Annotated in this window: 13 protein-coding genes; all 13 read left to right on the top strand. The window is 40.9% G+C overall.

Annotated elements, in window-relative coordinates; all coding sequences use genetic code 11:
* Positions 1–113 precede the first annotated feature (113 nt).
* The gene (locus BLS46_RS03865) at positions 114–1,271 is read left to right on the top strand and encodes an ABC transporter ATP-binding protein (RefSeq protein ID WP_000742901.1); all 1,158 of its coding nucleotides are present in this window, start codon (positions 114–116) and stop codon (positions 1,269–1,271) included.
* Complete coding sequence (locus BLS46_RS03860) at positions 1,252–2,058, top strand: ABC transporter permease (RefSeq protein WP_000754120.1); 807 nt, start codon at positions 1,252–1,254, stop codon at positions 2,056–2,058. The genes BLS46_RS03865 and BLS46_RS03860 overlap by 20 nt, the downstream gene beginning before the upstream one ends.
* On the top strand, positions 2,055–2,828 hold the full coding sequence (locus tag BLS46_RS03855; RefSeq protein WP_000712718.1) for an ABC transporter permease: 774 nt from the start codon (positions 2,055–2,057) through the stop codon (positions 2,826–2,828). Before BLS46_RS03860 ends, BLS46_RS03855 begins: the two co-directional genes overlap by 4 nt.
* Entirely contained in the window at positions 2,825–3,895 is a 1,071-nt protein-coding gene (locus BLS46_RS03850; protein ID WP_093585746.1) for an ABC transporter substrate-binding protein, read from the top strand. Before BLS46_RS03855 ends, BLS46_RS03850 begins: the two co-directional genes overlap by 4 nt.
* A gap of 2,035 nt (positions 3,896–5,930) precedes the next feature.
* Positions 5,931–6,662, top strand: coding sequence for a CRISPR-associated endoribonuclease Cas6 (cas6, locus tag BLS46_RS03845; protein WP_093585744.1), 732 nt, complete (start codon positions 5,931–5,933; stop codon positions 6,660–6,662).
* On the top strand, positions 6,643–8,886 hold the full coding sequence (gene cas10 / locus BLS46_RS03840) for a type III-A CRISPR-associated protein Cas10/Csm1 (protein ID WP_093585742.1): 2,244 nt from the start codon (positions 6,643–6,645) through the stop codon (positions 8,884–8,886). The genes cas6 and cas10 overlap by 20 nt, the downstream gene beginning before the upstream one ends.
* The gene (csm2, locus tag BLS46_RS03835; RefSeq protein WP_006148241.1) at positions 8,887–9,267 is read left to right on the top strand and encodes a type III-A CRISPR-associated protein Csm2; all 381 of its coding nucleotides are present in this window, start codon (positions 8,887–8,889) and stop codon (positions 9,265–9,267) included.
* Entirely contained in the window at positions 9,267–9,929 is a 663-nt protein-coding gene (gene csm3, locus BLS46_RS03830; RefSeq protein WP_093585740.1) for a type III-A CRISPR-associated RAMP protein Csm3, read from the top strand. Before csm2 ends, csm3 begins: the two co-directional genes overlap by 1 nt.
* Before the next feature lies 1 nt (position 9,930).
* Positions 9,931–10,836 carry a type III-A CRISPR-associated RAMP protein Csm4 gene (gene csm4 / locus BLS46_RS03825; protein WP_093585738.1) on the top strand — a complete coding sequence of 302 codons (906 nt, stop codon included), beginning with the start codon at positions 9,931–9,933 and terminating at the stop codon, positions 10,834–10,836.
* Complete coding sequence (gene csm5 / locus BLS46_RS03820; RefSeq protein WP_093585736.1) at positions 10,833–11,912, top strand: type III-A CRISPR-associated RAMP protein Csm5; 1,080 nt, start codon at positions 10,833–10,835, stop codon at positions 11,910–11,912. The genes csm4 and csm5 overlap by 4 nt, the downstream gene beginning before the upstream one ends.
* Positions 11,909–13,198, top strand: a complete 1,290-nt coding sequence (csm6, locus tag BLS46_RS03815) for a type III-A CRISPR-associated CARF protein Csm6 (protein WP_180364041.1) — start codon at positions 11,909–11,911, stop codon at positions 13,196–13,198. Before csm5 ends, csm6 begins: the two co-directional genes overlap by 4 nt.
* 300 nt (positions 13,199–13,498) lie before the next feature.
* Positions 13,499–13,984, top strand: a complete 486-nt coding sequence (locus BLS46_RS03810) for an LURP-one-related/scramblase family protein (protein WP_000847087.1) — start codon at positions 13,499–13,501, stop codon at positions 13,982–13,984.
* A 20-nt stretch (positions 13,985–14,004) separates the two neighbouring features.
* Entirely contained in the window at positions 14,005–16,623 is a 2,619-nt protein-coding gene (alaS, locus tag BLS46_RS03805) for an alanine--tRNA ligase (protein WP_093585734.1), read from the top strand.
* The last annotated feature ends 65 nt before the right edge of the window (positions 16,624–16,688 follow it).

Here is a 16,688-nt window from a genome sequence, read left to right as displayed (position 1 = left end):
AAGCCTATCGGTAGCGAAGATGTATGCAGGTGGTTTTACTCCCTGCAAGAGGTAGTAGCGGCTTGACAGAGCCCTGATCTGTTAATTTATGAAAAAGAAGGAATTTATGCCAATTGAAAAAACCAATTATCGAATTCAAAAACGTCTCTAAAGTTTTTGAAGACAGCAACACCAAGGTTCTCAAAGACATTAACTTTGAGTTGGAAGAAGGGAAGTTCTACACTCTTTTAGGCGCATCTGGTTCAGGAAAATCAACCATCCTAAACATCATTGCAGGTTTACTGGATGCTACGACAGGGGATATTTTACTGGATGGGGTAAGGATTAACGACATCCCAACCAACAAGCGAGACGTCCATACGGTCTTCCAATCCTATGCCTTGTTTCCACATATGAATGTGTTTGAAAATGTTGCCTTTCCACTCCGCTTGCGTAAGATTGACAAGAAAGAAATCGAACAACGCGTAGCGGAAGTTCTCAAGATGGTTCAGTTGGAAGGTTATGAAAAACGTTCCATCCGTAAACTTTCTGGAGGACAACGTCAGCGTGTGGCCATTGCCCGTGCCATCATCAACCAACCCCGTGTGGTTTTGCTAGACGAGCCTTTGTCAGCGCTGGACTTGAAATTGCGAACAGACATGCAGTACGAACTGCGTGAACTGCAACAACGATTGGGGATTACCTTTGTCTTTGTTACTCACGATCAGGAAGAAGCTCTGGCCATGAGTGACTGGATTTTCGTTATGAATGATGGCGAGATTGTCCAGTCAGGAACGCCTGTAGATATCTATGATGAGCCAATCAACCATTTTGTTGCCACCTTTATCGGTGAATCCAACATCTTGCCAGGAACCATGATTGAGGACTACTTGGTCGAGTTTAACGGCAAACGCTTTGAAGCGGTGGATGGTGGGATGAAGCCAAATGAACCTGTTGAAGTCGTGATTCGTCCAGAAGACTTGCGCATTACTCTTCCTGAAGAAGGCAAGCTCCAAGTTAAGGTCGATACTCAACTTTTCCGTGGGGTTCACTACGAAATTATCGCCTATGACGAACTTGGAAATGAATGGATGATCCACTCAACTCGTAAGGCCATCGTTGGTGAGGAAATTGGTCTGGATTTTGAACCAGAAGACATCCACATCATGCGTCTCAACGAAACCGAAGAAGAGTTCGATGCTCGTATTGAAGAATACGTAGAAATCGAAGAGCAGGAAGCAGGTCTGATTAACGCGATCGAGGAGGAAAGAGATGAAGAAAACAACCTCTAAACTCTTTGTAGTGCCTTACATGCTTTGGATTGCCCTCTTTGTCCTCGCACCCTTGGTCTTGATTTTCGGTCAATCCTTTTTCAACATTGAAGGGCAGTTTAGTTTAGAAAACTATAAATCCTACTTTGCGTCACAAAACTTGACCTACCTTAAAATGAGCTTCAACTCTGTGCTCTATGCAGGGATTGTGACTATGGTGACGCTACTCATCAGTTATCCAACAGCCCTCTTTTTGACTCGTCTTAAGCACCGTCAGCTATGGCTCATGCTGATTATCTTGCCAACCTGGATCAATTTGCTCCTTAAAGCCTATGCCTTTATCGGGATTTTTGGTCAAAATGGCTCTATTAACCAATTTTTGGAATTCATCGGAATCGGTTCGCAGCAGTTGCTCTTTACGGATTTCTCCTTTATCTTCGTCGCAAGCTATATCGAGCTTCCCTTTATGATTTTGCCGATTTTCAATGTCTTGGATGATATGGATAACAATCTTATCAATGCCAGTTATGACCTCGGTGCGACCAAGTGGGAGACCTTCCGTCATGTTATCTTCCCTCTATCAATGAATGGAGTGAGAAGTGGGGTTCAGTCAGTCTTTATCCCCAGCTTGAGTCTCTTCATGCTGACCCGTTTGATCGGTGGGAACCGCGTTATCACGCTGGGGACTGCCATTGAGCAGAACTTCCTGACCAATGACAACTACGGTATGGGTTCAACCATCGGTGTGATCCTCATCCTAACCATGTTCATCACCATGTGGGTGACCAAGGAAAGGAGAGAACGATGAAAAAATTTGCCAATCTCTACCTAGCCTTTGTCTTTATCATCCTTTATTTGCCGATTTTTTACCTGATTGGTTACGCCTTTAACGCAGGCGATGATATGAACAGCTTTACTGGTTTTAGCTTGAGCCATTTTAAAACTATGTTTGGTGATGGTCGCCTCATGTTAATCCTCACCCAAACCTTTTTCTTAGCCTTTCTATCAGCCTTGATTGCGACAGTTATCGGGACTTTCGGAGCCATCTACATCTACCAGTCTCGTAAGAAATACCAAGAAGCCTTTCTATCGCTCAATAATATCCTCATGGTTGCGCCTGATGTTATGATTGGTGCTAGCTTCTTGATTCTTTTTACCCAGCTTAAGTTTTCACTTGGATTTTTGACGGTTCTATCTAGTCACGTGGCCTTTTCCATCCCTATCGTGGTCTTGATGGTCTTGCCTCGTCTCAAGGAAATGAATGATGATATGATTCACGCGGCCTATGACCTTGGTGCCAGCCAGTTTCAAATGTTTAAGGAAATCATGCTTCCTTACCTGACACCGTCTATCATTGCAGGTTATTTCATGGCCTTTACTTACTCGCTGGATGACTTTGCCGTGACCTTCTTTGTAACAGGAAATGGCTTTTCGACCCTGTCAGTTGAGATCTACTCCCGTGCTCGGAAGGGGATTTCACTGGAAATCAATGCCCTATCTGCACTTGTCTTTCTCTTTAGTATTATCCTAGTTGTTGGCTATTACTTTATCTCACGTGAGAAGGAGGAGCAAGCATGAAAAAACTCTATTCATTTTTAGCAGGAATTGCAGCAATTATCTTTGTCTTGTGGGGGATTGCCCACCATCTAGATAGTAAAATCAACAGTCGTGATAGTCAAAAACTGGTTATCTACAACTGGGGGGACTATATCGATCCCGAACTCTTGGAGCAATTCACAGAAGAAACAGGAATCCAAGTTCAGTATGAGACCTTTGATTCCAACGAAGCCATGTATACCAAGATCAAGCAAGGCGGAACAACCTACGATATTGCTATCCCAAGTGAGTACATGATCAACAAGATGAAGGACGAAGACCTCTTGGTTCCGCTTGATTATTCAAAAATTGAAGGAATTGAAAACATCGGACCTGAGTTCCTCAACCAGTCTTTTGATCCAGGCAATAAATTCTCCATTCCTTATTTCTGGGGTACCTTGGGAATTGTCTACAACGAAACCATGGTAGATGAGGCTCCTGAGCATTGGGATGATCTCTGGAAGCCAGAGTATAAGGATTCCATTATGCTCTTTGATGGGGCGCGTGAAGTACTGGGACTCGGACTTAACTCGCTCGGTTACAGCCTCAACTCAAAGGATCCACAGCAGTTGGAAGAAACGGTAGACAAACTCTACAAACTGACTCCAAATATCAAGGCTATTGTGGCGGACGAGATGAAGGGTTACATGATTCAGAACAATGCTGCTATCGGGGTGACCTTCTCTGGGGAAGCCAGCCAGATGTTGGAGAAAAATCCTAACCTCAAATATGTCGTTCCGACTGAGGCCAGCAATCTCTGGTTTGATAACATGGTCATTCCAAAAACCGTGAAAAACCAAGATGCGGCCTATGCCTTTATCAACTTTATGTTGAAACCTGAAAATGCTCTGAAAAATGCGGAGTATGTGGGCTATGCAACACCAAATCTATCAGCTAAAGAAATGCTCCCAGAGGAGACCAAGGAAGACAAGGCCTTCTATCCAGACGCTGATACCATGAAACACCTAGAAGTTTATGAGAAATTTGACCATAAATGGACAGGTAAATATAGCGACCTCTTCCTCCAGTTTAAAATGTATAGGAAGTAGGAGTAAATAAAAAAACGAATCAGTCAAGCTGGTTCGTTTTTGTTTTAAAAAATTTATATTTGGGCTTGACAAAAGGAATTTTAATGATAAAATAGTATCCTTTATACATTTAGGAGGAATAAAAAAGGTATGTGATTAATCTGGTATTTAGAAATGAAAACTCTTACAAAATATGGTATACTAATAGTAGTTTCCAATAGGTTATATCTAGTGCTTGTTATAGGTTTACATACAAGATATGGGGTATAGATACCTATCTACCTCGAGAGGGGCCGGAAACAGAATAAGAACCGGTTCTGCAGTTCGAAAGTGAACCGGTATAGATACCTATCTACCTCGAGAGGGGCCGGAAACATACGCTACATCGTTATTTTTAATTTCTTCAAGTAATGTATAGACACCTATCTACCTCGCGAGGGGCCGGAAACCCATCGTATAAAATAGCCATCATGATTTTCCTCATAAGTTTTTTAGTATAGATACCTATCTACCTCGAGAGGGGCCGGAGACCACGCTCTAAATTTTGGAATCATCCCAAATCCTCGTATAGACACCTATCTACCTTTAGAGGGGCCGGAAACTCAAAGTCTCCAGTGTATTAGCAAGTCACTTTTTGTATAGATACCTATCTACCTCGAGAGGGGCCGGAAACGCAAGTGCGCTACCAAACTGCGCTAAATTCCGATAGTATAGAAACCTATCTACCTCGGGAGGGGCCGGAAACTAGTCTTCGCTTGGTTCTTGATAGTCAAGAGCACGTTTGCGTATAGCTCCCTATCTATCTCGAGAGGAGCCGGAAGCTTTTGTGGTTCTGGACTTTCGTTCACTGTTGCATAGTATAGCCTCCTATCAACCTCGGGAGGGGCCGGAAACCCTTTCCACGCAGCTTAACTGCAGATTCAGGTATAGAAACCTATTTACCTCGAGAGGGGCCGGAAACTGCCTTCCTTGAAAGCTAACTGCTGAATGCTTCGTATAGCTACCTATCTACCTCGCGAGGGGTCGGGAACCCATTCCCAAAATCAATTTGATTGAAGTCGTTCTATATAGCTCACTATCTACCTCGAGAGGGGACGGAAACTCTACCCAGTGATAGCCAGAGCTACCACAGCTATTGTATAGATACCTATCTACCTCGAGAGGGGCCGGAAACTTAGCATAACCTATGATTCTTTCGCTAAGATTTTTTGTATAGCTACCTATCTACCTCGGGAGGGGCCGGAAACGACCAGAGCGCAATTCCTACGATTGTCACCAGATAGTATAGCTACCTATCTACCTCACGAGAGGCCGGAAACGCTCCAAGAACATGTGTATCTGTAAGTGCCATATTTCGTGTAGAACAACCTATTCACCTCGAGAGGGGCCGGATACTGATTGTATGTGCAATACTGATGTGTCTAGATTGTATATCCCCCTATCTACCTCGAGAGGGGCCGGAAACAGGTAGCGCTCAAAGTTCTTGTTCAATCGGTCATTCGTATAGCCCCCTATCTACCTCGCGAGGGGCTGGAAATCCCCACCGCATTCCTTTAGTACCGTGGTGTTGAAAAGTATAGAAATCTTCTTACCTCGCGAGGGGTCGGGAACTTCCCATTTTGAGTGCTGACAATGGAATCTCCTGTAGTATAGCCACCTATCTACCTCAAGAGGGGCCGGAAACATATCCCTCTCAAAGATTTCCTTTCCGTTTTTATCCAGTATAGATACCTATTCACCTCGTGAGGGACCGGAAACTAATCACCAGACATGTTTTCGATAGGGGTACCAGTATAGATACCTATCTACCTCGAGAGGGGACGGAAACTGCTCAGGTTTGACTTTGTACTTTTGCTGTTCGTTCTGTATAGATACCTAACTACCTCGCGAGGGGCCGGAAACTTGCCACAGTAAACCAGAACACAATAAGAATATTTTGTATAGCCCCCTATCTACCTCGAGAGGGGACAGTTTCATAAGGACAAAGGATTCTAAAAGTAAAAGAAAAAGCGCTGATGAGAAACCAAAAGCGCAGTTGTATTAATAAAGGAGGCATATGAAACGCATCGAACTATCATTTAAGCGGATTGACCAATCACCGAGCGACCTATCGACAAAATTCCAAGGTTTTCTCATGGAGAACCTGGAACCAGACTATGTGACTTGGCTACATGAGCAGGAGACCAACCCCTATTCACTAAAAATCATCCATCAAAAGGACAAGACCCTATGGTCCCTTCATCTCCTGACGGATGAGGCCGTCAAGCAGATCCTACCTTTTCTATTGGGACTCAAGAAAGTAGAACTTCATGATTTACCGACTCTCATGGTTGAGTCTTTGTCCATGCAAGATCTCAGTTCGGAGCAACTCTTTGAGTTTTTTAATGAAAACCAAGATCGGTCACTCTACACCATTCATTTTCAAACTCCGACAGGATTTCGCTCCCAGGGAGAGTACGTGCTCTTTCCGACCATGCGTCTCATCTTTCAGAGTTTGATGATGAAGTATGCACGTCTGGTCGAGAATCGTCAGGACATCGAAGAGGAAACCTTGGACTACTTGGTCAAGCATAGTAGAATTACCAGCTATCGATTGGAATCCAGCTATTTTAAAGTCCATGGCAAAAAAATACCTGGTTTCAGGGGGAAATTGACCTTTAAAATTACAGGTCCAAATACCTTGAAAGCATACGCTAATATGCTTCTAAAATTTGGGGAGTACTCAGGTCTCGGTATGAAAACTAGCTTAGGGATGGGAGGTTTAGAACTTGAAGAAAGAAAAGATTGATTTAGTTTATGGATCGCTTTTGCACGTTATCGGCAAGGTGATTCGAGGTTCCAGGTGTGATGAGAAAGACCTAGGTGCCATTGGGTCCGAATGGTTTAGACGCTTTTCGGATAATGAAAAGATAGCCCAGCAGATAGCCAAGGCGACTTCTAGTGATTTGTCGACGAATTTAGCTCCTGATAGTTTAGTCTATATCACGTCAGCTGCTGCAAAGATTGCTTCAGGCCTAAAAGGAGCAGCAGAGACTCATCAAGGAAAAGAAGATTTCCTAAGCAACCAATCGGATATCTTCAATGTATTTTCAGATAGCCCTAGTCAGCGTTATCTTGATGCGCGACCATTAGAGCTTGACGGGGAACCAAACTATGCAAAGAAATCGAGTGAGCCGTCTGATCAGTCAGATTATGACTTGATAGTAGAAACCTTAGAAAAAGAGTTTGAGCGATTGGACTTTAGCCAATCTGAGATAGATGCCCTTTTGAATCTCCTTGAGTCTACCCTTTCCTATGTACCTGTTTCGACTAGAACCAAGGAATTATCGGATATTTCTCTAGCAACCTACAGTCGTCTAACAGCTGGCTTTGCCCTAGCCATAGAGACCTATTTAGCAGATAAGAATTGCCGTGACTATGAGAAGGTACTAGGGCAAGATTTAGAAGCTTTTTATAGCGAGAAGGCCTTTTTATTAGCAAGTTTTGACTTGTCAGGGATTCAGGACTTTATCTACAATATCGCAACAGCTGGTGCAGCCAAGCAACTAAAAGCACGTTCCTTGTATTTAGATTTTATGGGGGAACATATTGCTGACACCTTACTAGAGAAATTAGAGCTGACAAGGGCTAATCTTCTCTATGTTGGTGGAGGTCACGCCTACTTTATCCTTCCAAACACCGAAAAAACTAGAGAAACCTTGGCTAGCTTTGAAGCAGAATTCAATCAGTTTTTGGTCAAGCATTTCCAGACAGGTTTGTACGTAGCATTTGGTTGGAGTCCATTTTCTGCCAATGATATGACAACGACACTGGCCGACTATCGTAAAGTCTACCAAACAACCAGTCGGATGATTTCCCAAAAGAAAATTTCTCGTTACGATGCCAAAACTATCCTTGAACTCAACCAAGGAGGAAGAAGCTCCCAGAAAGAATGTGCAATTTGTCACTCAGTCGAAAAGCTTACCAAGTATAAAGATCAAGAGGTCTGCCATATCTGTGCAGGGATGTATCGCTTTGCCAAGGAAATACAAGAAAACTACTATATTGTGACAAAAGAAAAAGGCCTGCCGATAGGTCCGGGAGCCTATATTAGTGGTATTTCAAAAGCCGACGTTGCCAATGAAGAGTGGGACCGTATTTATGTAAAGAATAGCTATAGTACAGATATCCTAAAAGCAACCCATGTCTTTGTCGGAGATTACAAGTATGATGAGATTTACGAGTACGCCAAATTATCTCAGGATAGGGAAATTGGACAAGGGATTAAGCAATTAGCAGTTGTTCGACTAGATGTGGATGATCTAGGAGCAGCCTTTATGGCTGGATTCTCCTATCAAGATGGTGGCAAATATAATACTCTGGCACGCTCGACAACCTTCTCTAGAAGTATGAGTCTCTTCTTTAAGGTCTATATCAACCAGTTTGCGAAGGAGAAAAAACTATCGATCATTTATGCCGGTGGAGATGATGTATTTGCTATCGGTTCTTGGCAGGATATTATTGAGTTTACTATTTGTCTCCGACAAAACTTTATCAAGTGGACAAATGGCAAATTAACCCTATCAGCAGGAATCGGCCTCTTTCCAGATAAAACTCCAGTTAGCCTCATGGCTGAAGAAACTGGTAAGCTAGAAGGAGCAGCAAAGGATAATGACAAGGATAGTATTTCCCTTTTTGAAAAAGCCTATACCTTGAAGTTCGACCAATTTATTGACAATGTCTATAATGGGAAACTGAAGAGCATTCGTTACTACTTTAATATTCAAGATGAGCGCGGAAAGAGTTTTGTATACAGACTGATTGAGCTCCTTCGTAACTACGATCGTATGAATATTGCTCGATTAGCCTATTATTTGACGCGATTAGAAGATCAAACTTCTAAGGATAAAAAAGAAGAGTTTAAAGAGTTTAAAGATTTATTCTTTTCTTGGTATACAGGTAACGATAATGAACGTAAGGAAGCAGAGATAGCTTTACTTCTATATATTTATGAGATTAGAAAGGATTCATAGATGGCAATTTTAACAGATGATAATTACGTAGATAAGGCAGAGAATGTTATTAAATCACTGAATCGAAACACTAGAGATTCTAGGAACCCTGAAGCATTCCTTTTAACAACCAGCAAAATTAGAAACCTACTAAGCTTGACGAGTACCCTCTTTGATGAAAGTAAGGTTAGAGAATATAAGGATTTAGCTGACAAAATTGCTTATTTGAGAGTGCAGTTTGTTTATCAATCGGGCAGAGAAACTGCGGTTAAAGACTTGGTGAAAAAGGCTGAAATTCTAGACATTCTAAAAGAAATTAACAACAAGGAAAGTCTCCAACGTTTTTGTCGCTATATGGAAGCGCTAGTAGCTTATTTCAAATTTTATGGAGGAAAAGATTAATGGCATTTGCAAAAATTAAAGTAACAGGACAAATTCGTCTCGAAACAGGACTTCATATTGGGACAAGCAATGCATTTGCGGCAATTGGGGCTACGGACTCACCTGTGATTAAAGATCCAATTACAAACTTACCTGTTATCCCAGGTTCTAGTATCAAAGGGAAAATGCGTACACTGCTGGCAAAAGTATATAACACTAAATTAGCAGAAAAACCAGGAGACGATGGGGAAATTATTAGTCGTCTCTTTGGGAATAGTTCAGACAAAGACTATAAAGTAGGAAGACTCATTTTTAGAGATGCCTTTCTAACTAACAAAAAAGATTTAGATTCACGAGCTGTCAAAGGTTATACTGAAGTTAAGTTTGAAAATACTATTGATCGTATCACTGCTGAAGCAAATCCAAGACAAATTGAACGTGCTATCCGAGACAGTATCTTTGGATTTGAGTTGATCTATGAGGTGACAGACAAGAGTCAAGCTCAAGTGGAAGAAGACTTTAAAGTGCTTCTTGATGGATTAAAGCTGTTGGAACTTGATTATTTAGGAGGTTCAGGATCTCGTGGATATGGTAAAGTTGTTTTTGAGAATCTTAAAGCAAATACAGTTTTCGGAAACTATGATGTTAGTAAATTGAATGAACTTTTAACTACGGAGGTCTAATATGACCTATAAGATGTATATTATGAACTTCCAGTCTGCTCACTTTGGAGCAGGTACTCTGGATAGTTCTAAAATGACTTTTGCAGCTAATCGCTTATTTTCTGCCTTAGCTATTGAAGCGAAAAAAATGGGGAAAATGGAGGAATTTGTATCATTAGCAGGTCAAGATGAATTTGTTTTGACAGATGCATTTCCCTATCGGTCAGGTCCATTTTTACCTAAGCCGATAGGATTCCCAAAGTTTGATCAGCCTGACTTAACAACGGATGTCAAAGAAGTAAGACGTCAAGCGAAAATGGCGAAGAAACTTCAGTTTATACCCTTGGATAAATTTGATTCTTATGTAAAAGGAACGCTTTTTGAAGACGCAGAGCATGCAGTAACAAACATTGTCACTAAAAACCAACCTCATGTAGATGGGAATCTTTTTCAAGTGTCTACCGTTAGATTTAGAGATGAGTCTTCTCTTTACGTGATTGCAAACGATTCTGACCTCTTGAATGAACTCATGACAAGCTTGCAGTATACAGGAATTGGTGGGAAACGTTCCAGTGGTTATGGACAATTTGATTTGACTATTTTAGATTTACCAGATAGCTTCAAAAATCGTCTCACCAAGGCCCATCAAGGACCTGTCATGACCTTGACGACTTCTCTACCAGTCGAAAAGGAACTTGAATATGCTATGGAAACTGGTTCCTATTTACTAAGTAAATCAAGTGGTTTTGCTTTTAGTACAGAAACTAAGGAAAATTACCGTAAGCAGGATTTATATAAGTTTGCTTCTGGATCTACTTTCTCTGAAACCTTTACAGGACAGATTGTGGATGTAAGACCTCTTGATTTCCCACATGAAGTATTAAACTATGCTAAACCACTATTTTTCAAGATGGAGGGAGAAAGATGAAAACAGAATATAGAACCTTTCAATTCAGCCTCCTAGCTATGGCTCCTATTCATATTGGGAATGGTGAAAAATATACTTCTCGAGAATTTATCTATGAAAATGGGTACTTTTATTTCCCTAATATGGGTAAGTTTTATAATCGCATGGTGGAGAAAGGATACGATCAGAAGTTTGAGCGTTTTTTACAAGAGACAAAGCCAAGCGCTAGAAATAATCGCTTGATTTCCTTCTTGGATGATAACCAGATATCTAATCGTGATTTCGGTGGTTACCGGATTGTTGAGACTGGTTTGGAAATCGAAAAGAATAATCGCGATTCCAAATTAGGTACGATAAATGAAGTGGCAAAATTTATTAGAGACCCTTTTGGGAGTCCGTATATTCCAGGTAGTTCCTTAAAGGGAGCCATTCGGACCATTTTAATGAACACAAATCCTGACTGGAACAATAAGAATGCAGTTGATTTTCGTGGTAGAAGTCCCAAAGAAAACAAGAAGATGATTCCATGGGGTACTAAAAAGGGTCAAGAATTTAATGATTTGTTTAATGCTATTCGTGTTAGTGATAGTGCTCCATTTAACAATGAGCAGATTATTCTAGTTCAAAAATGGGATTATTCAGCCAAGTCCTTAACTGCCAAGTCTCTTCCTTTATACAGGGAAGCAATCGCGCCCTTAACTAAAATCAATTTCACTATTACTACAACTACTAAGGAAGCTGGAATCCTAATGGAAGAATTAGGACAGAGAGCGCAAGCCTTCTACAAAGAATATAAAGACTTTTTCTTATCAGATTTTCCTGAAAATAAAATTCAGCCAAATCTTCAATATCCTATCTATTTGGGAGCGGGAAGTGGAGCCTGGACAAAAACCTTATTTCAACAAGCAGATGGAATCTTACAAAAACGGTATAGTCGAATGAAGACCAAGATGGTTAGTAAGGGAGTGTTGAAACTTACAAAAGCACCAAGGAAATCTGTTAAAACAACACAAGCAACTCGTAAACTGATAATAAATGATGAATCCTTCTATGAGATGGGCAAGGCAAACTTTATGATTAAGGAGTTTACTAAATGACAATTTTAATTTCAGCAGTAGGTAATACGGATCCTATCAGTAAGAACAGAGACTCAGCGTTAATGCACATAGTTCGAAAATATAAACCAGAAAGAATCGTCTTACTCTACAGTGAGGAAATGTTAGTTAAAAAAACTCTTATTGAGAGAGCCCTTTTTTCATTTAAAGACTATAAACCTGATGTGAAAATTCATGAGCAAATATTAAGGAATGATGAGGTTTATTTGTATGATAAAATGTATGAGGTCATAGGAAAAATTATAAAAGAGTATTCTAAATTAGGAGAGGAATTAATTCTAAATCTATCTTCCGGCACTCCTCAGATAAAATCAGCTCTATTCGCTATAAACCGAATTGATGACTATAATACGCAGGCAATTCAAGTTACCACTCCTAGTAATTCATCTAACAATCCCCAAAAAATACTCTCCAAGGAAGAGGAAGATAATCTGTTTAAAAATAATGAAGATAATCAGGATAATTATGACAATAGATGTATCATGGATGTAGCGGAGAAGTTCAATCATTCTTTAATTAAACGTCATTTAAGAAGTTTGATAGAGTCATATGATTATTTAGCAGTTGAAAAGATTGTTATCCGGAGAGATTCGAAGGGGCTACTTTCAAATAAGCAATTAGCTCGTTTAAGAATCATTCTAACTGACTTAGTAAATGTTTTTAAAAAACAAGAAGTTCTTTCAGAAATTCAGAAATATTCACTTTCAGATGTTGAAAAAAAAGCTCTTAATTATTTTTTGATGATTGAGATTCTAAACAAACGAGATCAAGTAGCGGATGTTTTGATAAAGTCAAAATCATTAGTCGAATTTATATTAGAAGATAGAATAAAAAGGAATCATCCGAATCTAATAACATATAAAAATAAGTTACCTAAGCTAAACAAAGAACATCAAGATTTTGAAAAAGTTATCGGTTATTTAGATAGTGATTATAAAAAATCACAGAATGAAAATGAGGGCAAAAAAGAAGACTTTTCTCCTACAACAACTCTAAATCTAATTATATACACTAAAATTTTAGAGTATTACAAATATAGTCCTGAATTAATTAAGTCACTTAGAGTTATCATTTCTTTAAACAATGAGAGAAATAAGGTGGCACATGGCTTGTCAGAAATTGATAGTAAACTAGTCAATTCTAAGAAATTGCAACAGACAATAGATACCTTGCGTTTTATTTTACAAGATACATTCGAGATTGATGATAGCTATTTCTCTTGTTATCAAGCACTTAATAATGAAATGCTTGACTTACTTCGTCAATAATGTCTACCTTTATTGATAAGTCTACCTTTCTGGTGAAATATTTCATGAGATTATGACTCCTTGCTTTCCCAGTTGACGCAGAGTTAAAAAAACGATATAATAAGAAAGTTGAGAATTGATTTTCAATCAACTTAGCCCAGAGAATTGGCGGTGCTGCGAGCCATCTAAGCTAGGAAATCATGCTACTCAATCACACAATTGCATAAGAATAAGAGAATGACAAGTTCATTGAATGAAGGTGGTACCGCGGTTTTTCGCCCTTCGTGATGTGAGCTTGTCTTTTGATTTTTGGAGGTGTTTATGAAGACATTTCTCGTGAAACAAAAGTTTCGTCTTGGGGGCGAACGCTTCGATATCAAGGATGATAGAGGAGTAGTGAATTATCAGGTGGAGGGTTCTTTCTTCCAAATTCCTAAGACCTTTACCATCTATGACGCCTATGGTGAACAAGTTAGTGAGATTAGTAAAGAATTTTTCACCTTGCTTCCTCGCTTTACTATTCAGCTACGAAACGGTTCCAATTTCGTTATTCGTAAGAAGTTGACCTTCTGGCGGGATAAGTATGAGTTTGATAATCTGGGACTTCGTATCGAAGGTAATATTTGGGATTTGAATTTCAAATTGCTGGATGATCGTGACCAAGTGATTGCCGAGATTCGGAAAGAGATTTTCCATTTGACCTCAACTTACACCGTAACCGTCTATGAAGACTCTTATGCAGACCTGGTCATTTCCCTTTGTGTCGCGATTGACTATGTGGAGATGCTGGAAAGCCAATCAAATTAAACAAGTAATAAGGAGATATTATGAAACAACTATCTAGTGCTCAAGTTCGCCAAATGTGGCTTGATTTCTGGGCGACCAAAGGCCACTCTGTAGAACCATCAGTCAGCTTGGTTCCAGTAAATGACCCTACACTTTTGTGGATCAACTCTGGGGTAGCAACCCTTAAGAAATACTTTGACGGGACTATCAAACCTGAAAATCCACGTATTACCAATGCGCAAAAAGCAATCCGTACCAACGACATCGAAAACGTAGGAAAGACTGCGCGTCACCATACCATGTTTGAAATGTTGGGGAACTTCTCTATCGGTGATTACTTCCGTGACGAAGCTATCACTTGGGCTTATGAGCTTTTGACAAGCCCTGAATGGTTTGACTTCCCAGCTGAAAAACTTTACATGACCTACTATCCAGACGATAAAGATTCTTACAACCGCTGGATTGAAGTAGGAGTGGACCCAAGCCACTTGATTCCAATCGAAGACAACTTCTGGGAAATCGGTGCGGGACCTTCTGGACCAGATACAGAAATCTTCTTTGACCGTGGAGAAGCATTTGACCCAGAAAATATAGGTCTTCGCCTGCTTGCAGAGGATATCGAAAACGACCGTTATATTGAAATCTGGAACATTGTATTGTCACAATTTAACGCTGATCCAGCTGTACCTCGTAGTGAGTACAAGGAATTGCCACACAAGAACATTGATACGGGTGCTGGTTTGGAGCGTTTGGTGGCGGTTATCCAAGGGGCTAAGACAAACTTTGAAACTGACCTCTTCATGCCGATCATCCGTGAAGTTGAGAAATTGTCTGGGAAGGTTTACGATCAAGATGGCGACAACATGAGCTTTAAGGTCATCGCTGACCACATCCGTTCCCTTTCATTTGCCATCGGTGATGGAGCTCTTCCAGGAAATGAAGGCCGTGGTTATGTTCTTCGCCGTTTGCTCCGTCGTGCTTCTATGCACGGTCAAAAATTGGGTATCAACGAGCCTTTCCTTTACAAACTAGTTCCAACTGTTGGAAAAATCATGGAAAGCTACTACCCAGAAGTGCTTGAAAAACGTGACTTTATCGAAAAAATCGTGAAGAGCGAAGAAGAGTCATTTGCCCGTACCCTTCATTCAGGTCAACACTTTGCAGAAACAATAGTAGCTGACCTAAAAGCAAAAGGCAAAACGGTTATCGCTGGTCAAGATGTCTTCAAACTCTACGATACATACGGATTTCCAGTTGAGTTGACAGAAGAAATCGCTGAAGAAGCTGGGATGACAGTCGACCGTGAAGGTTTTGAAGCAGCTATGAAAGAGCAACAAGAACGTGCGCGTGCATCAGCTGTCAAAGGCGGTTCAATGGGTATGCAGAATGAAACCCTTCAAAATATCACTGTTGAGAGCGTCTTTAACTATGAAGCATCACAATTATCTTCTAAATTGGTGGCCATCGTAGCGGACAATGCAGAAGTTGAAACTGTCTCTGAAGGAACTGCCTCTCTTATCTTTGCGGAAACTCCATTCTACGCTGAGATGGGTGGACAGGTAGCTGACCATGGTCAAATCTTGGATGCTGCTGGAAATGTTGTGGCTACGGTGACAGATGTTCAAAAAGCACCAAATGGCCAACCGCTACATACAGTTGAAGTTCTTGCACCGCTGGCTTTGAATGCAGAATATACTTTGGCAATTGATACTGACCGTCGTCTTCGTGTCATGAAGAACCACACGGCGACTCACTTGCTCCATGCAGCCCTTCACAATATCCTTGGTAGCCACGCAACTCAAGCAGGTTCACTTAATGAAGTAGAATTCCTTCGTTTTGACTTCACACACTTCCAAGCCGTAACTCCTGAAGAATTGCGTGCCATTGAACAGCAAGTCAATGAGAAAATCTGGGAAGCAATTGCAGTAGAAACTGTTGAGACAGATATTGACACTGCTAAAGAAATGGGAGCTATGGCCCTCTTTGGTGAGAAATATGGCAAGGAAGTCCGTGTTGTCACCATCGGTGATTATTCTGTGGAACTCTGTGGTGGTACCCACGTTGGCAACACTTCTGAGATTGGTCTCTTCAAGATTGTCAAAGAAGAAGGTATCGGATCAGGAACTCGCCGTATCTTGGCCGTGACTGGTAAGGAAGCCTTTGAAGCCTACCGTGAACAAGAAGACGCTCTTAAAGCTGTCGCAACAACTTTGAAAGCACCTCAACTCAAGGAAGTACCTCACAAGGTTGAAGGTCTTCAAGAGCAACTCCGTCAACTCCAAAAAGAAAATGCAGAATTAAAGGAAAAAGCAGCAGCTGTGGCTGCAGGTGATGTCTTCAAGGATGTGAAGGAAGTCAACGGCCACCGTTACATTGCTAGCCAAGTTTCTGTATCAGATGCTGGTGCCCTTCGTACCTTTGCGGACAACTGGAAACAAAAAGATTACTCTGACCTTCTTGTCTTAGTTGCCGCTATTGGTGACAAGGTCAATGTCCTCGTAGCAAGCAAGATCAAAGACATCCACGCTGGCAACTTGGTTAAAGAATTGGCTCCAATCGTCGATGGACGTGGTGGTGGTAAACCAGACATGGCCATGGCAGGAGGAAGCAACCAAGCGAAAATCCAAGAACTCTTGGAGGCAGTAGCAGGTAAATTGTAATCAAGCAAAGATCTATCCATTTGGGTAGGTCTTTTTCTAAATATAAAAAAGCCAAATCTGACCGG

The sequence above is a fragment of the Streptococcus sp. NLAE-zl-C503 genome, from assembly GCF_900104285.1.
Classification (GTDB): Bacteria; Bacillota; Bacilli; order Lactobacillales; family Streptococcaceae; genus Streptococcus.
Note: the sequence above shows the minus strand (reverse complement) of the source record. Positions and strands in the feature narration are given on the sequence as shown.